Raw genomic sequence first — 26240 nt, 5'->3', positions numbered from 1 at the left:
GAGCAATCCTCAGCCTTTGACCGCGCCGGCCGTGAGGCCCTGGACGAGATAGCGTTGAATGAGCAGGAAGAAGAGGCAGGCGGGGATGAGCGCGAGCACGCCGGCGGCCATCATCTGCCCGAAGTCGACGGAGAACTTCGACACGAAGGACAAAAGTCCAACCGGGAAGGTCGCCTGGTCGTTGCCGGAGATCAGCATCAGCGAGAACAGCAGTTCGCTCCAGGCGGCGGTGAAGACGAAGCCGAGCGTTGCGGCGATGCCCGGCAACGTCAGCGGCAGAATGATCTGGCGGAAGGCGACGAACTGTGTTGCGCCGTCGATCATCGCCGCTTCCTCCAGGTCCTTAGGGATGCCGTCGAAGAAGGACTGCATCAGGAAGGTGGCGAAGGGCACGTTGAAGGCGGTGTAGACGATGACGAGGCCGGTCAGGCTGTTGGTGAGGCCCATCGGCGAGAGGATCTTGAAGATCGGCGCCACCAGCATGACCAGGGGAAACATCTGCGTCAGAAGCATCAGCGCCACCAGCCAGTACTTGCCGCGGAAGTTGAAGCGCGACAGCGCGTAGCCCGAGAGCGAGGCGAGAATGGTGACGATGACGGCAGTCGAGCCCGAGATGATCAGGCTGTTCTTGAAGAAGACAGGAAAGGCGCTGTGGCGGAGCACGAAGTCGAAATGCTCGAGGCTCGCGCGCGACGGCCACATCCGAATGCCTTCGGAATAGAGCAGGTCGTTCGGGGTGACCGCGACCTTCAAGAGCCAGTAGAGCGGGAAGAGCGCAAAGGCGATATAGGCAAGGATGGCCAGCCGGTGCGCGATGGTGAGGAAAAGCGATTTGGCGCGCATGGTCTCAATCCTTGCTCAGCAGCCATTGCCGCAGGATGACGATCAGCATCGAATAGGCGAGCAGCAGCGCCAGAAGCACGAGCGCGATCGCCGAGGCGTAACCGAAATCCAGCCGCTTGAAGGCCTGGGTGAAGATGTAGCTGGCGACGATCTGGGTGCGGTCGGCCGGTCCGCCATTGGTCATGACGATGATCAGGTCGGCGAAGTTGGAGATCCAGACAGTGCGCAACAGGATGGTGATGGCGATCGTCGGCGCGAGGAATGGCAGGGTGATCGAGAGGAAGCGCTGGACCGGGCCGGCGCCGTCAATGCTTGCGGCCTCATAGAGGTCGCGCGGGATCGCCTGGAGGGCGGCAAGCAGCGTGATGGCGAAGAAGGGAATGCCCCACCAGACATTGGCGACGATTGGCCCCCACATGGCAAGCTGCGGGTCGGACAGGATGTTGTGCGGCTCGCTCATGAGGCCGAGCGCGTAGAACCAGTGCGGCAGGGGACCGACGACCGGATTGAACAGCCAGGCCCAGTTGAGGCCTGCAAGGAAGCTCGGCACCGCCCAGGGTAAAAAGACGAGCGCCTGGGCGAGGCCGCGGCCATAGAAGGGTTTATCGAGCAGCAGGGCCAGGATCAGGCCGAAGACGAACTGGAAGAACACAGAGGCGCCGGTCCACCACAGCGTATTGCGCAGCGCCCGGTAGAAGGCCTGATCCTCGGACAGCGCCCGGAAGTGATCGAGGCCGATATAGGCGCCGGAGAACGGGTTCAGGAGCTGAATATCGCGGAAGGCGTAGGAGACGCCGAGCACCAGCGGCACCAGCATCACGGTGACGATCAGGATCAGCGCCGGCGCGCTATAGAGATAGGGTGCGGCGCCATCGGCGATGCGCTTCTTCAGCGGCGTCCTGCTTGCCGGCAGGCCGCTTTGGCGGGCGACATAGGCCATCGATCGAAATTTCCCCTGTGCGGCCGCCGGTTTTTCGGGCGTGCCTCGATTCTAGGTCGGAGCGGAAAGGGCGGAGACCGCGCCCATTTTGTTCCGCGCGAGATCAAAAGGCCGGCGGCGGAAAGCCGCCGCCGGCCAAAGGCTTACTTCTTGCTGGCAAGGAACTTCTGCTGCGCCTTGGTGAGGTATTCCGCCCACTGGTTGGCGAGCTGTTCCGGGGTGATGTCGCCGAGCAGCGCTTCCTGGGTCGTCTTGATGGCGAGCGAATCCTTGAAGAAGGCGAATTCCTCGAGGTAGGTCGGCATGACCGTCAGGACGACGTCCTTGTCGGCGAGTTCGTCGAACCAGCCCTTGAACTGAGCGCTGGCATAGAAGGGGTCCTTCTCGGCCGACTTGTGCACCGGCAGTGCGCCCGTGCGCTTGTTCCATTCGATGTTGCCTTCCGGGCCTTCGAGCGTCTCGATCAGCTTCCAGGAGAGGTCCTTGTTCTGGCTGGCGGACAGCATCGACCAGCCGGCAAAGCCGATGGTGGTAAACGCCTTGCCGCTCGGGCCCTTCGGCATGGTGGTGACGCCGAAGTCTTCCGACTTCATGCGCTCGGCAATGGCGATCAGCGCGTCCGGATCCTGGTCGAGGAAGGCGCAGGTGCCGCTGTAGAAACCGGCGACGATTTCGTTGAAGCCCCAGTTGACGCTGTCCTTCGGCGCCAGCCCCTTCTTGTAGAGGTCGATCACCCAGGTCAGGCCCTTGACCCAGCCTTCGCTGTTCATGGTCGAGGTGCCGTCCTCGTTGAAGAAGGTGTTGCTGCCGGCCATCGTCGCGCCAAACATCACCCAGCCGTTAAGGCCGCCCGGACCGCCGCGCAGGCAGTAGCCGGACTTGCCCGGCAGCTTGGAGACGGCCTCGGACGCCTTGACGAAGTCGTCCATCGTCTTCGGCGGCTCGCTGACGCCGGCTTCCGAGAGCAGCTTCTTGTTGTAGAACATCGCGCGCAGATAGAAGCCGTAGGGCAGCATGTAGGCGGTGTCGTTGATATCGCGCCCGAGTTCGAGCGCGCGCTCGGTGAGCCCACCCGTGTGCTCCCATTTGGCAAGATAGGGCTCGAGGCTTTCGAGCATGCCGTTGTTGGCATAGAGCGACAGCCAGGTGTCGGGCATTTCCATCACATCAGGCAGTTCGCCGGCCGAAACCATGGTGGCGAACTTCTGGAAGGCTTCGCCCCAGGGAAGCGAGATGATCTCGACCGTCGTGCCAGGGTTGGCGGCCTCGAACTTGGCAACGATCGACTTCAGCGTCTCGGTGCGCTCCGGGCTCGTGATGACTTCGACCAGTTTCAGCTTGGTGTCGGCGAGCGCGCTTCCGGCCATCAGGGTGGCAAGAAGCGTGGCAGTGATCAGTTTTTTCATTTTATGTTCCCTCTTTTCTTCGTTGGTTTTGCTTCAAAGTGGGGAGAAGCGGGACCTTGATCCCGCCCCTGTCAGTCAGTCGAAGCGACGGTGAGCGCCGCTTCGAGATCGCTCCAGAGGGCCTCCGTTCCCTCCAGACCGACATGCAGCCGTACCGACCGCGGCGAGATGCCGAAGGCGGCCGCGGAATTCGGCTGGGCTTTCTGCGACAGCACGACTTCGCCCGGCACGATGAGGCTTTCGTGTCCTCCCCAGGAAACGCCGAGCTTGAAGAGTTCGAGATGATCGGCGAAGCGCCGGACGTCCACGCCCTCGCGGAAGATGAAGGAGAAAAGGCCGGATGTGCCGGAGAGACCAGGCGGCAAGGTGTTGCCGAGGCCGGGATGGCAGACTTTTTCAACCAGCGGATGGGCCTGCAGCCGCCGCGCGACTTCAAGCGCCGAGCGTTCGTGCGACTTCATGCGGATCGGCAGGGTGCGCAGGCCACGGATCAGGAGCCAGGCGTCGAAGGGCGAGAGCTTGCCACCGAGATAGGGATAGGCTTCCGAGCGGATGCGGCCGATCAGTTCCTTCGATCCGGTGACGACGCCGGCGACGACGTCCGAATGACCGCCGAGATACTTGGAAGCCGAGTGGATGACGAGATCGACGCCGAGCGAGATCGGCTGCTGGAAGATCGGGCTTGCCCAGCTGTTGTCGATCGCGGTGATGATGCCCTGGTTCTTGGCAAGGCGGGCAAGGGAAGCGACATCGTGGGTGTCCATCACCCAGCTCGTCGGGCTTTCCATGTAGAAGAGCTTGGCGCCGGGTAGCGCCTTGGCAACGGCCTCCTCGTCGCGGCCGTCGACATAGGTTACCTCGATCTTCATGCGCTTCAGATGCGTGCCGAAGAGCCGGAAGGCATCAGGGTAGACGTGGTTGACGGCGACGATGCGATCGCCCGGCTCGACGAAGGAGAGCACCGTGGAGGAGATCGCCGACATGCCGCTCGCAAAGCCGATCGCGTCCTCGCCGCCTTCGAGTTTCGCTAGCATCTCCTCGAACATGCGCACGGTCGGGTTGAGGCCGCGGGTATAGATCGGCCGCACGCGCTCGCCCCGATAGGAGGCGACCATGTCGTCGTAGTCCTTGAAGGTGAAAAGCGAAGTCTGCACGATCGGCGGCACCACTGCGTCGAAGGCGTGGCCTTCGTCATGCGCGACGATCAGCGAGGCATGGTCGAACGGATCGAGGCCGTTGGTCATTTGGACATTTCCTTGATGTCTTCCTCGACGATCGCGAGGATTTTCAGCGTTTCTTCGCGAGCAGTCTCAGGGTCCTGAGCGGCGATCGCGTTGAAGAGGGTGCGGTGGAACGGGAAGGAGCGACGGGCGAAGTCCGTTCGATCGAAAGGATGGTCCCAGAAGCGCTCGAAGGCCTCGCGCATCTGTTCGAGCAGCTGGCGAAACAGCGGATTGTGGGTGGCGTCGTAGATCGCCAGGTGAAAGGCGAGGTCTTCCGGCCCCGACGTGCCCTTGGCGATATGCACGCGCTCCATCTCGTTGAGCTTGATTTCGATGATCTTCAGGTCGTCTTCGGTGCGCCGGCGGGCGGCGACCATGTTTGCCTCGACCTCGATGCCCCGGCGCACTTCGAGCGTCATCAACAGCACGTCGCGCAGATGCGCGGCGTCGAGCGTGAGCGGCATATGGACGGTGGCGCCGGAGATCGTGCGCAAGAGATAGGTGCCGCTACCCTTGCGTGCCTCGACGACGCCGAGTGCCTGGAAGTGGCGGATGACTTCGCGGATGGTCGAGCGGCCGACAGCCAGCGCCGTCATCAGTTCGCGCTCGGCCGGCAGGCGCTCGCCGGGTTTGAGCCCCGATTGTTCGATGTAGTCAGCCAATGCGGCAATCACCTGCTGGGCCCGGTCGGCCGGGGGCAGGGGCATCAGTGCCGCTCTTGCCGGTTCATTCATTCGGCTCCCTCCCCAGAGGCCAAATTGGTCTGACATCTCACCAATATGATCAAGCTGGTTGGGGTCGTCAAGCGAGAACTGATAGACGCACAGCGGTTGACCCCGCCCGCCTCAGGCGTAGACAAGGGAGGCAAGGAGCTCTGGTGATGATGAAATCGGAATATCAGTTCGTGGTCGCAGCCGTGCTCGGCGCATTCTTCGTCATGGCGACGGCTGCGGGGGATGCCGAAGCGCAGATGCGGACACGGAAGGGCGAGTATTACGAGGGGATCCAGCGCAAGCCCTATGGTTATTACTGGATCTGGCCGCCGGTCGAGCAGCAGCAGCCCGTCTACAAGAAGCAACCTGGCAAGAAGGGGAGCGAGGCGGCGAAGCCGCGCAAGCGGCCGGTTCAATAGCCGCAAGGCTGGCAAAAGCGCAAAGAGAAGCGGCGCCCTGGGGCGCCGCAACTTCGATCAGACCTTCGCGACGTGAACGTCGCGGGGAAGCGAGGAGAGAACCTCCGGCCCATCCTCGCGCAGGATGACGATATCCTCGAGGCGGATGCCGAAGCGACCGGGCAGATAGATGCCGGGCTCGATGGAGAAGACCATGCCTTCTTCCAGCACGGTTTCCGAGGTCGCGGTGATGTAGGGCGGTTCGTGACCGTCGATGCCCATGCCGTGGCCGGTGCGGTGGACGAAGTACTCGCCGTAGCCGGCGTCCGAGATCACTTTACGGGCGGCAGCATCGACCTCTTTGGCGAGAACGCCCGGGCGAGCCGCCTTCAGGGCCGCCTGGACGGCTCTTTCGACGATCGTGTGGATCTGCCCGTAGCCTTCGGGCGCGCGGCCGACGATCGCCATGCGGGTAATGTCGCTCGGGAAGCCCTGTTTGCGGCCGCCGATGTCGATGACGACGGCGTCGCCTTCCTCGATCACCCGCTCGCTCGCCGAATGATGCGGGAAGGCACCATTGCCGCCCGCGCCGACGATCCAGAAGGCGGGTGCTGCACCTTCCGATGCGAAGTGCGCGCGGATGTCGGCGGCCAGTTCCTTCTCCGTCATTCCCGGACGGATCTTGGAAAACGCCGCCTGCATGGCGCGGTCGGCGATGCCGGCGTTCATCTTCAGAAGCGCGTATTCGCTCTTGTCCTTGCGCATGCGCAGGCTCCCAAGCGTTGCCGGCGTGAACTCGCGGGCGGTATCCTGAGGCAGCGCATCGATGAGCAGCAGCGCGAAATCGGCGCGCATGGTTTCGTCGAGCACGACGCGGCCGGGCTTTGCGGCGCCGACATCAGCAAGCGCTGCGGTCAGGGCGTCGCTCGGGCCAATGTCGTCGGCCCAGTTGTGGAAGGCGATATCGGTGTGCTCGCGCGTGCCTTCGGCATTCAGCGCCGGCATCAGGAATGCTTCTTTTTCCGGGCCGATGAGAAGCAGGCACGGACGTTCGTCGGGATGTGGATGGTAGCCGATCAGCCAATCCATGTGCGATCCCGGGGCCAGCGCGACGAGGCCGACATTGCTTTCGGCCATCGTGCGGCGGAGCGATGCAAAACGGCTCTTGGTGAGTTCCTTCATGGTGTTTCCAATTCTGGCTTGAGAAAATCAGATGCCGCCAACCGGTCAGGCGGCTGTGGTCGACAGTGATGGGTGAAAGGAGCGCTGGAGATCGGCGCAAAGTCGGCTATGGGGAATGCTTGAGGTCCGCGCCTGTCTTGCGGCGGGACTTGGGTCTTTGGCTCTTCAAGCGGACTCCTCCCCCTCGAATGCACGGACATGAAGCCGGGAAGCTGCTCGCTTCCCGTCACTATGCGTCTGTATTTGCACGACTTTGGTGCCGTGATTGAACGTTGTCAATACGGAATTTTAGTCACACTAAAATTTTGACGGCAGTGATCTCAGGCGGCCAAGCGCAGCAACCGCGCGACCGCCTGCTGGTCGAAGCCGCCGATGCCCTCGCGGATGTCGGCAGCGATCGCGTCGGCGGCAGCGTTCTCGTCGCGGCGCCTCAGCGCCTCGATCGCCTCGCGGTGGCGATCGACGACGTAGAGTTCGGTCACGTGTTCCATGGCGATCCCGAGGATCGGGCCGAGCTGCAGCCAGACACTCTCGATCAGCGGCATGGCGACCGCGTCGGGATTGGCCGTGTAGATCATCCGGTGAAACGCCTGGTTGGCGATCAGCGCCGCCACCTTGTCACCCCGACGGATCTCCGTCTCGATGCTGTCGTCGATCGCCATGATCTTCTCGATCTGGCGTTCGGAGAGATGGGCGACGGCCCGGCGTGCGGCATGGCTTTCTAGCGCGATGCGCAACGAGATCAGTTCTTCGAAGCGCGCGGGTGTGATGTGCGGCACGACGATGCGGCGGTTTTCGAGGAACTGCAGTGCGCCGATCGAGGTCAGTTGTCTAAGCGCCTCGCGCACCGGGGTCGGGCTGCTTTCAAGCGCCTCGGCCAGGCCGCGGATGGTGACGGAGGTGCCGGGTCGGAACGCGCCGACCATGATCGCCTGACGCAACCGGTGAAAGGCATAGTCGTGCGTCGTCATGCCATCGGGGCGCACCAGCGGCGGTAAGACAAGGGGTTTCAAGTGCGCATGTCCTTTTGCCCGAATTGCGATGGTTTCCTCATCAGCGAGAGCGGTGTTTGGGAAACGCTTGCATACACTTTTCCGCGTCCCGCTCCACGTCAAATGCCTGATAGCACTGCCGCTGCTTGACTCCAATTCCTGAGTTATGTCAACTTTCTGAAAATGTGATCACAAAAAGAGATTTGCGATATGTCGCTCGACGCGGAAGATCCCAGCGCATTCAAGGCATGGCTCGAGCAGAACGGGCCGATCGAAAGCATCCAGGCGGTCGTCTGCGACCTCAACGGCATCATGCGGGGCAAACGCGTGCCGGTGGAGCAGGCGGGCAAGGTTCTCGGCGGCGGCATCCGCATGCCGCTCTCGATCGTCGGCGTCGACGTGTGGGGCGAGGACATCATCAACAGCGAGCAGGTGTTTGCGAGCGGCGACCGCGACGGCATCTGCGGCGTCACCGGCCGCGGCGCGCTGCCGGTCAACTGGACCTCGCGGCCGAGCGCGCTTGTGCCGCTGTGGCTGCAGCTCGAGGACGGCAAGCCGTTTCTTGCCGATCCGCGCCAGGCACTGGCGGCGGTCGTGCGGGAATACAAGGAGCTCGGCCTTCGCCCCGTCGTCGCGACCGAACTGGAGTTCTACCTGATCGATCCGGAGCCCGACAGCGCGGTGCCGCCGATCTCGCCCTATACCGGCAAGCGTCTCGATTCCGATGCGATCCTGTCGATCGACGAGCTCGACGACTTCGGCGAGTTCTTCTCCGACGTCTACAAGGAATGCGCCCGGCAGAACGTGCCGGCGGATGCGGCGATCGCCGAAAATGGCATCGGCCAGTTCGAGATCAACCTGCTTCACACGGATGACCCGCTGAAGGCGGCCGACGACGCGATCTTCTTTAAGCGCATCGTCAAGGGTGTGGCGCGCAAGCATGGTCTTGCTGCGACCTTCATGGCCAAGCCCTATGGCACCCGCTCGGGCAACGGCATGCATGTCCATTTCAGCCTGCTCGACGAGGAGGGCAACAACGTCTTCAACGACGGCAGCGACGAGGGGTCTCCGATCCTCAAGAATGCCGTTGCCGGTCTCTTGCGCGGCATGGCCGAGACGACGCTGCTCTTTGCGCCGCACTTCAATTCCTACCGGCGGCTGCGGCCCGACACGCATGCGCCGACGGCCGTGTGCTGGGGGTATGAGAACCGCACCTCGGCGATCCGCATTCCCGGCGGCAATCCCTACGCTCGCCGCATCGAACATCGTGTCGCCGGCGCGGATGCCAATCCCTATCTCGTCATCGCCGCGATCCTCGGTGCCGCCTTGGTCGGCATCCGCAACAAGTGGAAGCCGCCGGCGCCGGTTTCAGGGCGTGCCTATGCAACGGAGAAATTGCCCAAAATTCCCTCCGAATGGGGGCAAGCGGTCGATAGCTTCGAGGCAGGACCGATTGCCGCCGAAATCTTCGATCCCGTGCTGCGCTCGATGCTGATCGCCTGCAAACGACAGGAGATCGCGGGCTTTGCCGAGCAGGTCACGGACTACGAATTCAGCGCCTATCTGGAAATCGTCTGATGCTCAACAAGCAGAAATCCTATGCCGGCGACGGCAGCTACCCGACCAGCTATTATGCCGCCTCCCGCAACATCATCCGCACGCCGGTCCGGCTGCAGGGCCGCGTCGAGACCGACGTCTGCGTCGTCGGCGCCGGCTATTCCGGTATGTCTACAGCGATCCACCTGGCCGAAAAGGGCTACAAGGTCGTCGTCATCGAGGGGGCTCAGGTCGGCTGGGGTGCTTCGGGCCGCAATGGCGGCCAGGTGGTCAACGGTCTCAACGCCAGCTTGTCGACGATCCAGCGCCGCTACGGCGACGATGCCGCGCGCTTCATCGGCGGGCTGGTGCAGGAGGGCGGCAAGATCATCCGCCGCCTTGTCAGCCAGTACCAGATCGAATGCGACCTGAAGCCGGGCAACATCTACGCCGCCTATACGCCGGCGCACATGAAGGAGCTCGAAGCCAAGCAGGCGCTCTGGCGCAAATACGGCATGGACGACCACCAGCTTCTCGACCGTGAGGCGCTCAGCAAGCTCGTCACGTCGGACGCCTATTGCGGCGGCATGCTGGATACGACCGGCGGCCACATGCATCCGCTCAATCTCGTGCTCGGCGAGGCGCGCGCCTTCGAAAGCATCGGCGGCACGATCTATGAACAGTCGCCCGTGACCCGGGTCGACCACGAGGCGGCGCGGCCGACGGTCTATACCGAAGGCGGCGAAGTCTCGGCGCGCATCGTCGTGCTCTGCGGCAATGCCTATCTCGGCGATGTGGTGCCGAAGCTCGTCTCGCGCGTCATGCCGGTCTCGACCCAGATGATCACCACGGCGCCGCTTGGCGAAGAACTCGCCCATTCGCTCATCCCGAGCGACATGTGCGTCGAGGACGTGCGCTACATTCTCGATTATTTCCGGCTCTCGGCCGACAAGCGCATGATCTTCGGCGGCGGGACCGTCTATGGCGGAACCGACCCGGCCGACGTTGTCGCCAAGCTCAAGCCCAACCTCGAAAAGGTGTTTCCGCAGCTGAAGGGGGTGAAGATCGATTACGCCTGGAGCGGCAACTTCGCGCTCTCCTTCACCCGCGTGCCGCAGATGGGGCGGATCGGCAGCAACACCTATTTCGCCCATGGTTATAGCGGCCACGGCGTGACCGGTTCGCATCTGTTCGGCCGCACACTCGCCGAGGCGATCGACGGCGACACGACGCGCTATGATGTCTTCGAGAAACTGCCCTGGTACCCATTCCCCGGCGGGCGCATGTTCCGCGCGCAATATTCGACGATCGGCTCCTGGTGGTACCAGTTCAAGGACGCCGTCGGTCTTTAGGCTGAAGACTGGCGACTGCAGCCTAAGCGAATGCGCATGCGCGAAGGGGCGTTTTCGCCACGATCGCGATTTCGCCTCGCTGCCGGATGCGCTACTATCGGCTCCGGGATCGGCCTGTCCGCGGGAGGGCATGGCGCGTAGCAATTGCTGACATGGGGCCGACTGCGCGGCCCTGCCTACGGATGCCAAGGGGGTGCCACGTCATCGGGCGGGGCAAGACAGACGGAAAGCATTGCTTTCCGTCGAACTTGGAGGTCTGAGATGTTCGTACGCTTCGGCTATGAGATCGGTATTCGCTGTCCGCAACCAACGCCGATGATGACCTATCTTTCCGTGGTGAAGGAGCGACGAGCGGGGCTTCGCCGCGAGCACGGGCCATTGCCGTCTCCGCTGGTTCAGATGGAGGAAATTACCGACCCGCATGGCAATGGCTGCCTGCGGATGACGGCTCCGGAGGGGGATTTCAAGCTTTCCTATGACGCGGTCATAGAAGACGACGGCAGGCTCGATGCGTCAGACCCCCTGGCCGAGGCGGTGCCGGTCGAGACCTTGCCGCCGGCAACGCTGCCCTATCTGGCGGCCAGCCGCTATTGCGAGACGGACCGGCTGGGGGCGCTCGCCTGGCGTTTGTTCGGCGACGTGCCGGCTGGCTGGGAGCGCGTCCAGGCGATTTGCGACTACGTGCATGAGCGGTTGGTGTTCAGCTACGGCTATGCCCAGGCGATGCGCACGGCGCTCGAGACCCATGAGGATCGTGTTGGTGTGAGCCGTGACTACGCCCATCTGGCGATCACCCTCTGCCGCTGCATGAACATGCCGGCGCGCTACGTGAACGGCTATATGGCAGACCTGCCGCAGAGCGAAAATCCTGCGCCGATGGATTTCAATGCCTGGTTCGAAGTCTATCTCGGTGATCGCTGGCATACCTTCGACGCCAAGAACAACCAGCGGCGGGCAGGGCGCATCGCGGTCGCCCGTGGCCGCGACGCCGCCGACATTCCGCTGATCCAGACCTTCGGCAAACATGAGCTGACCGCTTTCACCGTCTGGACCTGCGTCGAGACGGACAGCGCGCTCAAGGGTTCGCACCGTGCCTCCGACGTGTCGCTGCTCACCCCATGGTTCAGCGAAACCTGGTCGAAACATCTTCAGGATCGCGACCGCAACCGCCATTGACGAGGCGATCGCGGCGAACCGATTTTTTACGGTTTATGCGATTTGCGGAATTTAATATCTACAAACTCAATGGAGAATATAGGAGAACAAAACAGTCGATGGGCCGTGGCCCTCGCAGGAACGGAGAGACGCGATGAACGCAGCGAAACCGATGATCCAGTCCCGCTACGCTGTTTTCGGGGCGACACCACAACGCCGCTCACATGTTCATCTGGTTCCGCACGCAATTGCCATCGTGGCCGCGTTTTCCTTCGTCAGCGCCGTCGTCGTCGGCGCCTTCTGACGCCAGTCTCAGCTTTGCCGTGACAGATGCTCGTGCACGGCGAGCCATTCTCCCGATGACGCTCGCCCGAACACGATGGTTTCCCGCTCGTCGGCAGTCGCCGGCTCTCCATTGAATTCCACTTCGGTCTCGACGCGGTGCGTGAAGACGGCGACATCACCCATCGCCTGAACATGTCGTTCGCTCGACCGACAGGCGCGCACGCGAAACCCGTCCCGTTCCTCCCAAAGCGACCATTCTGCCTCGTATTCGGCACGGCTTTTCAGCGGCCGATCGAGCGTGTGGAAGATGAAGGTCGCTTCCGGCGCAAAGGCCGAGAAATAGGCGGTCCTGTCGTGGCGGGCGAAGGCGGCAACCAGCCGGTCGGCGGCCTGAAGCACCGACTGCTCGAGATCGTTCATGGGGTTCCCTCTTTATCCGGAAGCAGATGTGCTCCGGTGGTTTTTGTGATGGTCAGCGCACCGCGATCAGCGTCGCCAGGGGACGGTTCTGGCGTGAGACGCGCGCCTTGAGGTCGTCGAGCGTCATCGGCTCCCGCTTGGCAAACTCGGTGAACATCATGTTGAGATTGTTGAAGAACATCTCGCCGACCGCCTCGGCGTCGACATCGATTGCGACGACGCCCTTGGCCTGTAGCTTGCGGATCAGCGTCGAAACCTGATCGCACAGCCGACGGTCAAGCTCGGTATAGCGCTTGCTGAACGGGCTTTCCGGCTGCTGGATGGCGATCGCCATGGCGGTGCGCCACATCTCCTTGCTGAGATAGTAGAGCGAGTGGTCGTAGTATTCGCCGATCAGCGCATCGAGTGCGCCCATGACGGAGGCGGGCGGGTTGTCGACGATCGATCCGCCGCCGGCGAGCACTTCCTCGACTTCCATCGACACGGTCGCAAGCAGGATGTCGCCCTTGTTTTCATAGTAGTTGTAGAAGGTTCCGACCGAGATTTCGGCGCGCTCGGCAATGTCCTCGATGCGCGCGCTGTCATAGCCGACTTCGCGAAAAAGCACGGCGGCGGCGTCGAGAATTCGCCTGTTTCGATCCGCCTTTTGCCGTGCGCGCAGCCCTGTCATTCCAGTGTTTCCCGAATTATGAATTGGTTCAAAATTGAGATTGACTTAAAAAATGAATTCATTCAATCTTTTTTTGAAGACGCCGAAACGAGCGTCAAAACAAGAGGGCAACAGCATGATTCAGTCAGTTCATGACGGTGCGCGCCTGCGCCGTTTTTTCTCCTCCACGGCCGCAATCGCGATCGCCGCTCTGTCGACGGTCGCGGCCCCCGCGCCGGTCTTTGCCCAGGAGGAGCTCAATGCGCTCGTCTGGTGCGACCACACCGATCCGGCGCTTCTGGAGCCGTTCGAGAAGGCCAACGACGTCAAGGTCAACGTCAAGGTCTATGAGGGCACCGGGGCAGGGCTCTCAATCCTCGACCAGTCGCAGCCGGGCGACTGGGACGTGCTCGTGATCGACGGTGTCGATGTGCATCGCGCCATCGATCTCGATCTGCTCGCAGAAATGCCGGCTGATGCGCTGCCGACCGCGGATATCTTCCCGGAAGTGCGCATGGAGGCGAACAACATGAAGGACGGCAAGACCTACGCCGTCACCGAGAAGTTCGGCTACAACACGATTTCCTACGACAAGACCAAGGTCGACCCGAAGGACATGCAGGACCTGTCGATCATCTGGTCGGACAAGTACAAGGGCCGCATCGCGCTCTATGACTACTATTTGCCGATGATCGGTCTCGTCGGGCTTGGCCTCGGCAAGAAGACTGCCGATCTGAGCGACGCGGACATGCCGGCGATCAAGGAAAAGCTCGCAGCGATGCGCGCGGTTTCCAAGCAGGTGAGCGACGTCGTCTCCTCGCAGACGGCGCTGGCGACCGGCGAAGTCGACATCCTCGTCGGTGGCGGCGAATGGATCACCGCGGTTCTCTCGGCCGATAAGCCGAGCCTCGACTGGACCATCCCCGAGCAGGGTGCGGTGCGCTGGGCGCAATCGATCGGCGTGATGAAGGATTCGACCAAGCAGGATCTGGCGCTGAAGTTCGTTCAGTACATCGTCAGCCCCGAGGGCCAGGCGCGGCTTGCAACCTCCTCCTGCTACTGGGCGATGCCGGCCAATGCCAAGGCGGGCGAGCATCTGACCGACAAGCAGAAGGCAGCACTTCGCTTCGACCAGCAGGCCGAATACCTGAAGAAGACGCAACTCTATCCGATCCCCTCGGCCGAACTCGACCAGAAGTTCCAGGATGCCTGGACGGAGATGCTGCAGCAGTAACGACAGCAGCGGGCGCGTCGTGTCGCGCTCGCCCTTTTTCTTTGCTCGCCCGAAATCCTTTGATCTGGGACGGTAATGGCAGACACCGCTTTGACATCAGCGACAGCGCTTGAAGACGCCGACCGCCGCAAGGCCTGGGGCTTCGTTGCTCCAGCGCTTCTGTGGACCGTCGCCTTCTTCGTCGTGCCCTTCGCCTTCATGGCGGCGATGAGCCTCTGGAAGCGCGAGGGGCGGGACATCGTCCATGCCTGGAACTTCGACAACTACATCCGCTTCTTCTCCGAGAACGCGCTGTTCCGAGGGCTCGTCAACTCGCTTGAGATCACGGTCATCGTCACGGTTATCTCGGTGCTGCTTGCCTATCCGCTGGCCTGGATCATCGCCGAGCGCGTGCCGAAGCGGCTGCAGCGCATGGCGCTGATCCTGGCGATCCTGCCGTTCTGGACCTCCTACGTGGTGCGCTCCTATTCCTGGCTGCTGGTCCTGTCGAAGAACGGCGTGATCAACCAGATGTTCATGACCATCGGCCTGATCTCCGAGCCGCTGGAACTGGCGAGTACGAGGACCGCCACGGTGATCGGCTTCGTGCATTTCTTCGTCATGCTCCTGACGCTGACGATCTATTCCAACCTGATCCAGCTTTCGCCGAATTACCGTCGGGCCGCCGCCGACCTCGGCGCCAATGCCTTCCAGACCTTCTGGCATGTGGTGCTGCCCTTGACGCTGCCGGGCATCATGACCGGCGCCTTCCTCACCTTCGTGCTCTGCATCGGTGACTACGTCACGCCGCAGATCCTTGGCGGCAACAACGAGCTGGTGCTGCCGCAGATCATCATGCTGCAGCTCGGACGCCGGGCGGATTTCCCGATGGCGGCGGCGCTGTCGATCGTCCTGATGCTGGCCGTCACCGTCGCCTATGTGGCCTGCGCCCGCTGGCTGAAGATCGAGAGGGCCTGACCATGCTGCGCCAGATCTTTGCAAGCGTGCTCTCCTGGACCTATCTCGTCCTCGTCTACGCCTTCATTTTCCTGCCGGTCGCCGTGCTGGTGCTGTTCTCGTTCCAGGACGGCCGTCTACCGGTGCCGCCGTTCAACGGCTTTTCGCTGCAATGGTACGAGGCGGTGTTCGCCGACCGGAAGCTGATGGCAGCGCTTGGCAACTCGATGGTCGTGGCGCTCGTCTCCTCCACCATCTCCGTGCTGCTCGGCTTTCTCGCGGCTTACGCGCTCGCGCGATACAAGCTGCCGGGCTCTGCCCTGCAGCGCGGCCTGCTGATCGCGCCGATGACGGTCAGCTACCTGATCATCGCGCTCGGCCTTTTGTCGCTGATGAACGCACTGCACATTCCGTTGTCGCTGATGACCGTCGGTATTGGCCATGTGGTGATCAACCTGCCGCTCTGCTTTGCCATCATCTATGCCTCGATGGGCGATCATCACATCAATATCGAGCGGGCGGCGCGTGACCTCGGCGCCAACGATTTCAAGGTGATGGCGCTGGTAACGGCGCCAATGCTGATGCCCTCGATCCTCGCCGCCTTTTTCCTCTCGGTCACCTTCAGCTGGGACGAGTTCATCATCGCCTTTTTGCTGTCGCGCTTCGACGTGACGCTGCCGGTCGAGATCTGGAGCATGCTGCGCTCCGGCCTCAACCCCAAGACCAATGCCATCGGCTCGCTGGTGTTTCTCGCCTCCGTCGCCGTGCTTCTCATCCTTGAGCTTTCCCTGTTCGGAAGGACGAAAAAACAATGACCGCTTCCGTCTCGATCGAAAACGTCAGCAAGATCTTCGGCGCCTTCACGGCGCTGGACAACGTCTCTCTCGACATCCGCGCCGGCGAATTCATCGTGCTGCTCGGACCTTCCGGCTGCGGCAAGACCACGCTTTTGTCGATACTCGGCGGCTTTCAGTCGCCCAGTGCCGGCCGTGTGACGATCGCCGGAAAGGACATGACCTATGTGGCGCCGGCGAAGCGCCCGACGACGACGATGTTCCAGGACTATGCGCTGTTTCCGCATATGCGCCTCGTCGACAATGTCGGCTTTGGCCTGAGGATGCGCGGCCTTGCCAAGGCCGAGCGCGACGAAAAGGCGCTCGGCTTCCTCGATCTTGTGGGCTTGAAGGCATCGGCCGGAAAGCGGCCACATGAGCTCTCAGGTGGCCAGCGCCAGCGCGTGGCGCTTGCCCGTGCGCTGGCCGTCGATCCGGACGTGCTTCTGCTCGACGAACCGCTCGGTGCGCTCGATCTCAAGCTCCGCCGCCAGATGCAGGACGAGCTGAAGGCGATCCAGAAGCGGGTCGGCACCACCTTCGTGCATGTCACCCACGACCAGGAAGAGGCGATGGCGATCGCCGACCGGATCGTGGTGATGAACCAGGGGCGGATCGAGGATTTCGGCCCGCCGTCGGAGATCTACATGCGGCCGCGCTCTCTGTTTTCGGCGGGCTTCATGGGCGAGGTCAATTTCGTTTCGGGCCGTGTGGCGGCGGCCGACGCAAGCTGCGCCCATGTCGAAACGCCACTCGGCAGCCTGGCGCTTCCGGCCGGCAATTTCACCGCATCGTCGCCGAAGGCCGGGGACCGCATTACGCTGACCATACGGCCGGAGCATTTCCGCGCCGACGACAAAGCAGAGGGGCCGACCGTGGCGCTTGGTGAGGCGCGCGTCGCCGGCAGTGCCTTCTTCGGCACGCATTACCGCTGCCACCTGCAGCCTTGCGCGGCCGATACGAGGGCGCTGGTGGCGCACCTGCCGCAATCGGCAAGCGTGCGCGAGGGCGAGATTGTGCCGCTTGCCGTGCGCGCCGCCGACGTCGTAGCCTTGCCCGCCACAGGTGGACATGCGTAGCACGATGCAGAGAATTTCCGCTGAGAACTGGTACCGGGTGAAACGGCTCGACGACGACGTCACCGCCATCGATGAGCCCTATATCCAGGAATTCTACCGCTGCAACATCTGGCATGTGCGCGGCCGCGACCGTGACATGCTCGTCGATAGCGGAATGGGCGTCGTGTCGCTCCGGCGATGGGTCCCGCTCGTCACCGAACGCGCGTTGGATGCCGTCGCCAGCCACACCCATTTCGACCATATCGGCTGCCATCACGAGTTCGACTGCCGTTGTGTGCACTCCGCTGAAGCCGATCTTCTGGCGCATCCCACCCGCAAGAACACGCTCGCCGACCCCTATGTGGCCGACGAGATCTTCGATGCGCTGCCACCCGAGCCCTATCTCTCCGCCACCTACGCGGTGAAGGCGGCGCCGGCGACGCGGCTGCTCGAAGATGGCGACCATATCGATCTCGGTGACCGGGTCTTCGAGGTGATCCACACGCCCGGCCATTCGCCCGGCGGGATTGCGCTCTTTGAGGCGAAGACCGGGATCCTGTTCTCCGGCGACATCCTCTACGACGGTCCGCTGATCGAGGACACCTATCATTCCAATGCCGACGACTATCTGGCGTCGATGGAACGGCTGCTGAAGATACCCGCGCGTATCGTTCACGGCGGACATTTTCCGAGCTTTTCCGGTGAGCGTTACCGCGCTCTGATCCGGGGCTGGCTCGCTGAAAAACAAAAGACAAACTGACGGGAAGGAGGAGCGAATGCTCGACAAACGCAAGTTCTATATCAACGGCGCCTGGGTGGATCCCATCGTCGCCAACGACCTCGAGGTGCTGAACCCGGCGACCGAAAAGCCGGTTGCGGTGATCTCGATGGGCACAGCCGCGGACATCGACCGGGCCGTTGCCGCCGCCAAGAAGGCCTTTGCCACCTACAGCCGGACGAGTGTCGAAGAACGCCTGGCGCTGCTTGAAAAGCTGCTTGCTGTCTACAAGCGCCGCTATGACGAGATGGTCGACACCATCACCATGGAACTTGGCGCGCCGAAGACCATGACCCGCGAACAGCAGGCCGATGTCGGCGTCGGCCACCTTCAGGGCTTCATCGATGCGCTGAAGCGCCTGAAGACCCGCGACCGGCTGCCGAACGGCGACGTCATCCTGCGCGAGCCGATCGGCGTGTGCGGCCTGATCACGCCGTGGAACTGGCCGATCAACCAGATCGCGCTGAAGGTGGTGCCGGCGCTGGCGACCGGTTCGACCTGTATCCTGAAGCCGAGCGAATTCACGCCGCTCAACGCCATGCTTTATGCCGAAATGGTGCATGAGGCGGGTTTCCCCGCTGGCGTCTTCAACCTCGTCAACGGCGACGGCATCAACGCCGGTGCAGCACTTTCGAAGCATCCCGACATCGACATGATGTCATTTACCGGCTCGACCCGCGCCGGCATCGCCGTCAGCAAGGATGCGGCCGAGACGGTCAAGCGCGTGACGCTGGAGCTCGGTGGCAAGTCGCCGAACATCGTCTTTGCCGACGCCGATCTAGAAGATCGCGTTACCGGCAGCGTGCTCGAATGCTTCAACAATTCCGGCCAGTCCTGCGACGCGCCGACCCGCATGCTGGTGGAGCGCAGCGTTTACGACCAGGTGGTCGAGATCGCCAAGCGCGTCGGCCGCGAGGCGAAGGTGGGTGACCCGACGCAGGAAGGCAGCCATATCGGTCCGCTCGTCAGCCATGTCCAGTTCGGCCGCGTGCAGGCGCTGATCGAGGCCGGCATTGCCGAAGGCGCGCGGCTGCTTGTCGGTGGCGCCGGCAAGCCGGAGGGCTTCGAGACCGGCTACTTCGTCAAGCCGACGATCTTTGCCGACGTCAACAACGACATGCGCATCGCCCGCGAGGAGGTGTTCGGTCCGGTGCTTGCGATCATCCCCTTCGACACCGAGGAGGAAGCGATCGCGGTTGCCAACGATACCAATTACGGCCTTGCTGCCTATGTCCAGACCGGCAACCCGGAGCGGGCCGAGCGCGTTGCCTCGCGTCTTCGCGCCGGCATGGTGCACATCAATGGCGGGCCGCACCGCTATGGCAGCCCGTTCGGAGGCTACAAGCAGTCGGGCAACGGTCGTGAAGGCGGCATCTTCGGTCTCGAGGACTTCCTCGAAGTGAAGACTGTCCACGTTCCCGACGCTGCCTGAAAACAGCGCCACACGGTTTGAACGACGGCCGTCGCAATCTGCGGCGGCCGTTTTTCTTTCAGGCTTCGGCGCTGACAGGGCTGTCACCGGCCGCCCGCATCTGGTAGCTCGTCGGCTTCCCGCCTCAGACCGCGCCTTTCCGGATGCCTCCCGTGACCCAAGCTTCCCAATCCCATAACCGCGTTGCCATGGCCGCGCTCCTCATCGGCGGCGCTGCGATCGGTGGCTCGCCGATCTTCGTGCGGCTGTCGGAAGTGGGGCCGATGGCGACTGCCTTCTGGCGCGTGGCGCTGGCCTTGATCCCGCTTCTCGCCTGGACCTGGTTCCGCCCGGAGGGCGCCGGCGGGCGGCGACCGGAAAAGCTCTCGGAATATTCGCTTCTGATCCTGCCCGGCGTGTTCCTGGCGATCGATCTCGGTGCCTGGCACTATGCGCTGACCAGGACATCGGTTGCCAATGCGACGTTGCTGGCCAATCTCGCGCCAGTCTTCGTGACACTTGCCAGTTGGCTCTTGTTCAGGGCGCGGATCAGCGTTGTCTTTGCCGTCGGCCTGGTGACGGCTGTGGTCGGTGTGATCACCCTCAAGGGCGGCCCAATGGCGCTGGGTGATGGCAATCTGCTCGGCGATGGCGTCGCCGTCGTCGCGGCGATGTTTTATGCGGGCTACATCCTGGCGATCGGGCAGCTGCGCAGTCTCTTCAGCACCGTACGCATCATGATCTGGAGCACGGCTTCGGCTGCAATCTGCATGCTGCCGATGGCTGTCCTGTTCGAGCCGACGCTGTTACCGCTGACGGCGTTCGGTTGGGCGATGCTTTTCGGGCTAGCCTTCGTCAGCCATGCCGGCGGGCAGGTGGCGATCACCTATGCGCTCGCCTATCTGCCGCCCGCCTTCTCGTCGCTCACCCTGCTGTTGCAGCCGGTCGTGGCGGCAATCCTCGCCTGGATCCTGCTTGCCGAGCCTGTTGGCATGATGCAGGCGATCGGCGGGGCGATCGTCCTTGTCGGCATCCTGATCGCGCGGCGCGGATAACGCCGCGCGATCATGTTCCGATCAGAGACCGGGTGGCGTGAAGTTCGCCAGCCGCTCTTCGAGCTTGCGGATGGTATCGGCATCGGCGTTTGCAAAGGCGAAGCGCAGGTAGTTTTCCTGGCCCTCGCCGAAATAGTCGCCCGGCAGGCAGACGACGCCGGCGAGCTTTGCCAGTTTCTCGGCGATGAACTGCGAGTCGATGTCGGGGAAGGGGTGGCGGACATAGGCGAAATAGGCGCCGACGGCCTGCAGCTTCCACTTCGGCAGGCGGCTCATCACATCGCGCAGCGCATCGGCGCGGGCGGCGATCTCAGCGCGGTTGGCCTGACGCCACTCGACAAGCGCGGGAATGGCCTTGGCGACGGCCGCCTGGGCGGAACGCGGCGCGCAGATCTGCAGATTGTCCATGATCTTCGTCACCTGCTCGATGACCTTGGGGCCGGCGGTGATCGCGCCCAGACGATGGCCCGGAATGCAGAAGGATTTGGAGAAGCTGTAGAGGCCGATGAAGCTGTCCTGCCATCCCTCCGTTGCCAGAAGGCCGTGCGGTGCCGCGGACGCGTCGGGCAGGAAGTCGCGATAGGTTTCGTCAAGGATCAGCCAGACGCCCTTGGCGCGGCAGGCTTCGTGGATGCGGGCGAGCAGCTCCGGCGGATAGACAGCGCCGGTCGGGTTGTTGGGCGAAACGAGCGCCAGCGCGCGAATGCCGGGGTGAAGCGCCGCGGCAATTGCATCGACCTCCGGCAGGAAGCCGGCACCGGCGTCGCAGGGCGCGAGCTCGACATTGATGCCGAGCATCGACAGCGTCGTTTCCTGGTTGAAGTAATAGGGGTTGGTCATCAGGATCGTGTCGCCCGCGCCTGCGATCGCCATCGCCGCGCAGATGAAGGCCTGGTTGCAGCCCGAGGTAATGTGGATGTTGTCGGCCGTGACCGAAGCACCATAGAGCCCGGCGACATGGGCCGCATAGGCGTCGCGCAGCACCGCTTCGCCCTCGATCGCGCCGTATCCGGTATAGGCGGTTGAGGCTGCTGCCTCACCGAGCCAGGCCAGCATGTCCGGATGGGCGGGATAGCCGGGCACGGCCTGCGACAGGTCGATCAGCGGGCCACGGGAGCCGTCGTAGGATTTCGCCCAGGCCAGCACCGAAGGCACGGGCGGCGGCGAGAGCTTTTCGACGAGCGGGTTGAAATGCGGCATGGGTGGTCTTCCTGTGGTTAGGCCTTGGCTTTGCGTTTCTGCGGACGATCGGTGCGGCGAGCATGGCTCGGCGCCGAAACCGGCTGAAAACCGTTCTTCTCCGATTTACGATCAGTCGGCTCGGATTTCGAGGTGCGGCTGCGAATAATCGTGCGCGCCGATGTCTGCAGTTCCGGCATCGGGTCGCTTTCGAGTGTTTCGAACATCCAGTCGATGAAAATGCGCACGATCGGTGCCGCCAGCACCTCGTTGCGGCAGGCGACGAAGAAGGCGTCGTTGGCGGGCACCGTCAAGTCGAAGGGGGCGATCAACTCGCCGCGCGCGATCAGGCTGCCGGCGGTGATCGTATCGCCGAGTGCGACGCCCTGGTTATGCAGCGCTGCTTCGGTCGAAAGCCGCGCGTCGCTCATGAAATGCTGCTGGCCGCGCTGCAGGTCGCTGGCATCAGCCGCCGCCAGCCAGGTGTTCCACTCGCGTCCATCGTCGCCATGCAGCATCACGTGGTCGCGCAGGTCCCGCACCGAGCGCAAGGGCCGCATGTTGAGCAGCGTTGGGCTGACGACAGGGAAAAGTTCCAACCGGCTCCAGAGTTTTGCCCAGGCACCGGACCAATTGCCGTCACCGTAGATCAGGCAGACGTCGACATCGGGCGAATGCAGGTAGGCCTCGTCATTGGAGGCGATCAACGTCAGCCGCACGTCCGGATACTGCTCGGTGAAGAGATGCAGCCGCGGGATCAGCCAGAAGGACAAGAGCGCCGGGACGCAGGTGATCCTGAGTTCGCCGCTCGTCGTCGGCCGCGTCATCGCCGCCGTTGCCGCGGCGATTTCGGCAAAGGCGTGGGTGACCGCCGGCAGCAGCAATGCGCCCTGCGGTGTCAGTTTCAGCCGCTTGCCGCCGCGCTCAAACAGCGCCGCCTTGACCGAGAGTTCGAGTGCCCGGATCTGATGGCTGATCGCGCCATGGGTGACGTTGAGTTCACGCGCCGCGGCCGAAACGGAGCCCCGCCGCGCCGTCGCTTCGAAGGCGCGCAAGGGGTTCAAGGGAGGCAGGCGGCTGGACAAATCGAGGCGTTCCGTCGGTTGCTATCATGTGAATTTTTCTCACACGAAACGCTATAACAATGTCAATTGATTTTCTAGGGGAATTGCCGCCTAATATTCGTCAACAAAGGCGAAAACGCCTGGGGAACATGAACGCGCCGGACGAGCCGGCCCCTTCCGCAGACAGATATCTGTGGCGCCTTCGCGCGCATGCCTCAGGCTATGGAAGACGGAGGATTGAATCGATGGCCTGGAACGACAACAAGCTTGCCGAACTGAAGGCAAAGTATGGCGAAAGCCATGGCGGCGAATTGTTCGACCCGACCTTCCGCAAGGTTGCCGACAAGATCTTCAACAAGAGCGGCACGCGCCTTGCGCCCTATTCCGGCATCCCGACGTTCCTGACCGCGCCGCATATGCCCGTCGATGCGGAGAACCCGGATTTCGGCAATCTGCAGGTGGCGATGGTCGGCATTCCAATGGATCTCGGTGTCACCAACCGTCCGGGCTCGCGTTTCGGACCCCGGGCGCTGCGCACGATCGAGCGCATCGGCCCCTATAACCACGTGCTCGGCTGCACGCCGGTGCAGGAACTGCGCGTCGCCGACATCGGCGACGTGCCGTTCCAGAGCCGCTACCGGCTGGAACTCAGCCACGACGACATCGAAAAGCGCATCAACCAGATCGTCGATGCCGGCGTTCTGCCGCTGTCGGTCGGTGGCGACCATTCGATCACCCATCCGATCCTCAAGGCCGTCGGCAAGAAGCGCCCGGTCGGTATGATCCACATCGACGCCCATTGCGACACCGGCGGTGCCTACGACCTCACCAAGTTCCACCACGGTGGCCCGTTCCGCAACGCCGTGCTCGACGGTGTGCTCGACCCGACGCGCGTCGTGCAGATCGGCATCCGCGGCTCGGCCGAATATCTCTGGGAGTTCTCCTACGAGTCCGGCATGACCGTGATCCACGCCGAAGAGGTGACCGGCCTCGGCATTCCCGCGATCATCGAGAAAGCGAAGAAGATCGTCGGCGACGGCCCGACCTATCTGTCCTTCGACATCGACAGTCTCGATCCGTCCTTCGCGCCGGGTACCGGCACGCCGGAAGTCGGCGGTCTGACCACCCGCGAAGTGCTGGAATTGATCCGTGGCCTCAAGGGCATCAACCTCGTCGGCGGCGACGTCGTCGAAGTGGCGCCGCAGTATGACTCGACCACCAACACGGCCCATGCGGGCGCGCAGGTGCTCTTCGAAATCCTGAGCCTCATGGTCTTCAGCCCGGCGATCACCGGCAAGGCGGCTTGAGGCCTGACTAAGGGTTCGTCGGCTGCCGGACCGGAAACGGCGGCCGACCACCAGACTGCACAATCACAAAGCTTCCGGGTAGGGGAATTACCATGACGATCCATACCAAACTGAAGACAGCCTTCGCCGCCGCCCTGATGCTTGGGGCCGCCGCCGGCATCGCCAAGGCCGATGCGCTCGCCGACATCAAGTCCGCCGGCCAGATCAATGTCGGCATCTTCTCGGACTTCCCGCCCTTCTCCTCGGCCAGCGCCGACATGAGCATCAAGGGCTACGATGTCGACGTGGCGCAGCAGATCGCCGATGACCTTGGCGTCAAGCTCAATCTGGTCAGCGTCACCGGCCAGAACCGCATTCCCTATCTCAACGACAAGCGCGTCGACATCCTGATGAGCGTCGGCTTCTCCAAGGAACGCGCCGAGGTCATCGATTTTGCCGCGGCCTACGCGCCTTACTACATTGCCGTCATCGGCCCGGCAGAGCTGAAGGTCGCCGGCAAGGAGGACCTCGCCGAGAAGACCATCGCCGTTAACCGCGGGACGCTCGAAGACACCTCGCTCACCGAGGCGGCGCCGGCCAGTGCCGACATCCAGCGCTTCGACAACTACAATGCTGTCATCCAGGCCTTCATCTCCGGCCAGACCCAGCTGATGGTGGTCGGCAACGACGTCGGCGCCCAGGTGCTGGCCCGTCAGGAGGCGTTGAAGCCGGAACAGAAGTTCCAGCTCTTGACCTCGCCGTCGCACATCGGCCTCAACAAGAGCGAGGATGGCCTGAAGAAGGCGGTCAACGACTCCGTTGCCAAGATGCTCTCGGACGGCAAGTTGAACGCGAGCTCGGAGGCCTGGCTGAAGACGCCGCTCGACCCCGACAACCTCAAGGACTAACAAGCTCGGTGGCCGCGGGGGCGATCCCCTCGCGGCCCACTTGAGGAAAGGTTGCGACGATGGGCTACGGCCTCAGCTTCGGTTGGCTCAAGGACGCCGCGGGCGCAATCGCCCATGGCGCGGCCATGACCGTGTTCCTGATCGCCTGCACCACGGTGCTCGGCATCCTGATCAGTATTCTCTTCGCCGCCGCCCGCCGCAGCCGCTACGGCGTCCTGCGCAAGGCGGTGGCCGTTTACGTCGAAGTCGTCAGGAACACGCCGTTCCTGGTGCAGCTGTTCTTCATCTATTTCGGCCTGCCGAGCCTCGGCATAAGGCTCGACCCGATCGTCGCGGCCATCGTCGCCATGGCGCTCAACATGGCGGCCTATACGACCGAGATCGTCGGCGCCGGGCTTGATGCGGTGCCGAAGGGGCAGAGCGAGGCGGCGTTTGCGCTCGGGCTGAAGCCGCGTCAGGTCTTCGTCAAGATCATCCTGCCGCAGGCGCTGAAGGTGATTTTCCCGGCGCTCACCAGCCAAGTCATCATCATGATGCTGGAATCGGCCGTCGTCTCGCAGATCGCGGTGCGCGAGTTGGCGCATGAGGCGGACCTTCTGCAGGCGCGCACTTTCCGCTCATTCGAAACCTATTTCGTCGTCACGCTGATCTATCTCGGCCTGTCGATGGCGCTTCGACGGCTGTTCGTCGCCGGCGGTCGCCGCGTGCTTGGAGCGGGCGTGTCATGATCGAGTTCACCTTCTGGGACATCCTGCGCAACCTGATCTTCGCCACGCGTTGGACGATCCTGCTGTCGGCTGTCGCTTTTGCCGGCGGCGCGGCCGTGGGGCTTGCCATCCTCGCCGCACGCATTTCGGAACGCCGCTGGGCTCGGCGCTTCGGTTCCGGCTATATCGCGCTCTTCCAGGGCACACCGCTCCTGATGCAGCTGTTCCTGATGTTCTTCGGCCTGCCGATGCTTGGTTTCCGCATCGAGCCTTGGACAGCCGCCGCCCTTGGGCTCACCTTCTATGCCAGCGCCTATCTCGCCGAAATCTGGCGCGGCGGGGTGGAAGCGTTGCCGCGCGGTCAATGGGACGCCGGTGCGAGCCTCGGGCTCCATCGTCTGCAGGAGTTGCGGCTCGTCATCCTGCCGCAGGCCTTCGCGATCACCCGGCCGGCGGCCGTCGGCTTTCTCGTGCAGTTGATCAAGAGCACGGCGCTCACCTCGATCATCGGCTTCGAGGAGCTTCTCAGAACCGCGAATGCGATCAATAATGCAACCTTCGAACCGTTCACGGTCTATGGGCTGGTCGCGGTGATCTTCTTCGTGTTGTGTTATCCGCTGACACAATATTCGCGCATGCTGGAGCGCAAAACAGCCGCGCACTGAGACTGAAAATGTGCAAGAAATCAAACAGAACA

27 protein-coding genes are annotated in these 26240 nt (G+C 63.0%); 16 read left to right on the top strand and 11 right to left on the bottom strand.

The features are described 5' to 3' along the window. Nucleotides 1-9: 9 nt before the first annotated feature. The 5 genes from M2267_RS19505 to M2267_RS19485 form a co-directional block, all read right to left on the bottom strand. A complete protein-coding gene (locus M2267_RS19505) occupies nucleotides 10-843 on the bottom strand; it encodes a carbohydrate ABC transporter permease (protein ID WP_429116278.1) in 834 nt (277 codons plus the stop codon). Nucleotides 844-847: 4 nt separating this feature from the next. Next, entirely contained in the window at nucleotides 848-1783 is a 936-nt protein-coding gene (locus M2267_RS19500; RefSeq protein WP_052201536.1) for a carbohydrate ABC transporter permease, read from the bottom strand. Between the two features lie 143 nt (nucleotides 1784-1926). Next, nucleotides 1927-3189 (bottom strand): ABC transporter substrate-binding protein, encoded by a 1263-nt coding sequence (locus M2267_RS19495; protein WP_205237974.1) that lies wholly within the window; start codon nucleotides 3187-3189, stop codon nucleotides 1927-1929. A gap of 71 nt (nucleotides 3190-3260) precedes the next feature. Beyond that, nucleotides 3261-4433, bottom strand: coding sequence for a PLP-dependent transferase (locus tag M2267_RS19490; protein WP_429116275.1), 1173 nt, complete (start codon nucleotides 4431-4433; stop codon nucleotides 3261-3263). Next, the gene (locus M2267_RS19485; RefSeq protein WP_205237976.1) at nucleotides 4430-5146 is read right to left on the bottom strand and encodes a FadR/GntR family transcriptional regulator; all 717 of its coding nucleotides are present in this window, start codon (nucleotides 5144-5146) and stop codon (nucleotides 4430-4432) included. Before M2267_RS19485 ends, M2267_RS19490 begins: the two co-directional genes overlap by 4 nt. A 146-nt stretch (nucleotides 5147-5292) precedes the next feature. Between M2267_RS19485 and M2267_RS19480 the strand changes: the two genes are divergently transcribed. After that, a complete protein-coding gene (locus M2267_RS19480) occupies nucleotides 5293-5544 on the top strand; it encodes a hypothetical protein (RefSeq protein WP_429116273.1) in 252 nt (83 codons plus the stop codon). 57 nt (nucleotides 5545-5601) lie between these two features. On the opposite strand, the gene M2267_RS19475 is transcribed toward M2267_RS19480, so the two are convergent. Next, entirely contained in the window at nucleotides 5602-6705 is a 1104-nt protein-coding gene (locus tag M2267_RS19475) for a M24 family metallopeptidase (RefSeq protein ID WP_429116271.1), read from the bottom strand. Between the two features lie 320 nt (nucleotides 6706-7025). Beyond that, nucleotides 7026-7718: a GntR family transcriptional regulator gene (locus tag M2267_RS19470; RefSeq protein ID WP_043611256.1), complete on the bottom strand. Its 693-nt coding sequence runs from the start codon at nucleotides 7716-7718 to the stop codon at nucleotides 7026-7028. Nucleotides 7719-7907: 189 nt separating this feature from the next. Between M2267_RS19470 and M2267_RS19465 the strand changes: the two genes are divergently transcribed. From M2267_RS19465 to M2267_RS19450, 4 genes are all read left to right on the top strand, one after another. Beyond that, nucleotides 7908-9275, top strand: a complete 1368-nt coding sequence (locus M2267_RS19465; RefSeq protein WP_192447109.1) for a glutamine synthetase family protein — start codon at nucleotides 7908-7910, stop codon at nucleotides 9273-9275. Continuing rightward, complete coding sequence (locus tag M2267_RS19460) at nucleotides 9272-10585, top strand: NAD(P)/FAD-dependent oxidoreductase (RefSeq protein ID WP_429116323.1); 1314 nt, start codon at nucleotides 9272-9274, stop codon at nucleotides 10583-10585. The genes M2267_RS19465 and M2267_RS19460 overlap by 4 nt, the downstream gene beginning before the upstream one ends. A gap of 261 nt (nucleotides 10586-10846) precedes the next feature. Then, the gene (locus M2267_RS19455; RefSeq protein WP_429116269.1) at nucleotides 10847-11761 is read left to right on the top strand and encodes a transglutaminase-like domain-containing protein; all 915 of its coding nucleotides are present in this window, start codon (nucleotides 10847-10849) and stop codon (nucleotides 11759-11761) included. 133 nt (nucleotides 11762-11894) lie between these two features. After that, complete coding sequence (locus M2267_RS19450; protein ID WP_043611259.1) at nucleotides 11895-12044, top strand: hypothetical protein; 150 nt, start codon at nucleotides 11895-11897, stop codon at nucleotides 12042-12044. An 8-nt stretch (nucleotides 12045-12052) separates the two neighbouring features. Here M2267_RS19450 and M2267_RS19445 read toward each other — a convergent pair whose 3' ends face one another. Together M2267_RS19445 and M2267_RS19440 are read right to left on the bottom strand one after the other, a co-directional pair. Further along, nucleotides 12053-12445 carry a YybH family protein gene (locus M2267_RS19445; RefSeq protein WP_429116268.1) on the bottom strand — a complete coding sequence of 131 codons (393 nt, stop codon included), beginning with the start codon at nucleotides 12443-12445 and terminating at the stop codon, nucleotides 12053-12055. A gap of 52 nt (nucleotides 12446-12497) precedes the next feature. After that, nucleotides 12498-13115, bottom strand: a complete 618-nt coding sequence (locus M2267_RS19440; RefSeq protein WP_429116266.1) for a TetR/AcrR family transcriptional regulator — start codon at nucleotides 13113-13115, stop codon at nucleotides 12498-12500. 115 nt (nucleotides 13116-13230) lie between these two features. Here M2267_RS19440 and M2267_RS19435 point away from each other — a divergent pair, with 115 nt between their 5' ends. The 7 genes from M2267_RS19435 (at nucleotide 13231) to M2267_RS19405 (ending at nucleotide 20399) form a co-directional block, all read left to right on the top strand. Next, on the top strand, nucleotides 13231-14328 hold the full coding sequence (locus M2267_RS19435; protein ID WP_429116264.1) for an ABC transporter substrate-binding protein: 1098 nt from the start codon (nucleotides 13231-13233) through the stop codon (nucleotides 14326-14328). A gap of 75 nt (nucleotides 14329-14403) precedes the next feature. After that, entirely contained in the window at nucleotides 14404-15285 is an 882-nt protein-coding gene (locus M2267_RS19430) for an ABC transporter permease (protein WP_429116262.1), read from the top strand. Nucleotides 15286-15287: 2 nt separating this feature from the next. Next, nucleotides 15288-16079, top strand: coding sequence for an ABC transporter permease (locus M2267_RS19425; RefSeq protein ID WP_402320416.1), 792 nt, complete (start codon nucleotides 15288-15290; stop codon nucleotides 16077-16079). Continuing rightward, entirely contained in the window at nucleotides 16076-17176 is a 1101-nt protein-coding gene (locus M2267_RS19420) for an ABC transporter ATP-binding protein (protein ID WP_429116259.1), read from the top strand. Before M2267_RS19425 ends, M2267_RS19420 begins: the two co-directional genes overlap by 4 nt. 4 nt (nucleotides 17177-17180) lie before the next feature. Continuing rightward, nucleotides 17181-17915, top strand: a complete 735-nt coding sequence (locus M2267_RS19415) for an MBL fold metallo-hydrolase (protein ID WP_429116258.1) — start codon at nucleotides 17181-17183, stop codon at nucleotides 17913-17915. Nucleotides 17916-17931: 16 nt separating this feature from the next. Beyond that, nucleotides 17932-19365 (top strand): aldehyde dehydrogenase family protein, encoded by a 1434-nt coding sequence (locus M2267_RS19410; RefSeq protein ID WP_429116256.1) that lies wholly within the window; start codon nucleotides 17932-17934, stop codon nucleotides 19363-19365. Nucleotides 19366-19508: 143 nt separating this feature from the next. Next, a complete protein-coding gene (locus M2267_RS19405; RefSeq protein WP_429116255.1) occupies nucleotides 19509-20399 on the top strand; it encodes a DMT family transporter in 891 nt (296 codons plus the stop codon). 21 nt (nucleotides 20400-20420) lie between these two features. Here the strand turns inward: M2267_RS19405 and M2267_RS19400 are convergent, their stop codons facing one another. Both M2267_RS19400 and M2267_RS19395 read right to left on the bottom strand, forming a co-directional pair. Further along, a complete protein-coding gene (locus tag M2267_RS19400; RefSeq protein WP_429116253.1) occupies nucleotides 20421-21599 on the bottom strand; it encodes an aminotransferase in 1179 nt (392 codons plus the stop codon). A gap of 17 nt (nucleotides 21600-21616) precedes the next feature. Next, nucleotides 21617-22663: a LysR substrate-binding domain-containing protein gene (locus M2267_RS19395; RefSeq protein WP_043611270.1), complete on the bottom strand. Its 1047-nt coding sequence runs from the start codon at nucleotides 22661-22663 to the stop codon at nucleotides 21617-21619. Between the two features lie 224 nt (nucleotides 22664-22887). On the opposite strand from M2267_RS19395, the gene speB reads away from it, so the two are divergent. From speB to M2267_RS19375, 4 genes are all read left to right on the top strand, one after another. Beyond that, complete coding sequence (gene speB / locus M2267_RS19390; protein ID WP_429116252.1) at nucleotides 22888-23949, top strand: agmatinase; 1062 nt, start codon at nucleotides 22888-22890, stop codon at nucleotides 23947-23949. 92 nt (nucleotides 23950-24041) lie between these two features. Further along, complete coding sequence (locus M2267_RS19385) at nucleotides 24042-24836, top strand: transporter substrate-binding domain-containing protein (protein WP_429116250.1); 795 nt, start codon at nucleotides 24042-24044, stop codon at nucleotides 24834-24836. Between the two features lie 59 nt (nucleotides 24837-24895). Next, nucleotides 24896-25564 carry an amino acid ABC transporter permease gene (locus tag M2267_RS19380; RefSeq protein WP_429116248.1) on the top strand — a complete coding sequence of 223 codons (669 nt, stop codon included), beginning with the start codon at nucleotides 24896-24898 and terminating at the stop codon, nucleotides 25562-25564. Beyond that, complete coding sequence (locus M2267_RS19375; RefSeq protein WP_429116247.1) at nucleotides 25561-26208, top strand: amino acid ABC transporter permease; 648 nt, start codon at nucleotides 25561-25563, stop codon at nucleotides 26206-26208. Before M2267_RS19380 ends, M2267_RS19375 begins: the two co-directional genes overlap by 4 nt. The last annotated feature ends 32 nt before the right edge of the window (nucleotides 26209-26240 follow it).

It is taken from the genome of Ensifer sp. KUDG1, assembly GCF_050434285.1.
Classification (GTDB): Bacteria; Pseudomonadota; Alphaproteobacteria; order Rhizobiales; family Rhizobiaceae; genus Ensifer.
Note: the sequence above shows the minus strand (reverse complement) of the source record. Positions and strands in the feature narration are given on the sequence as shown.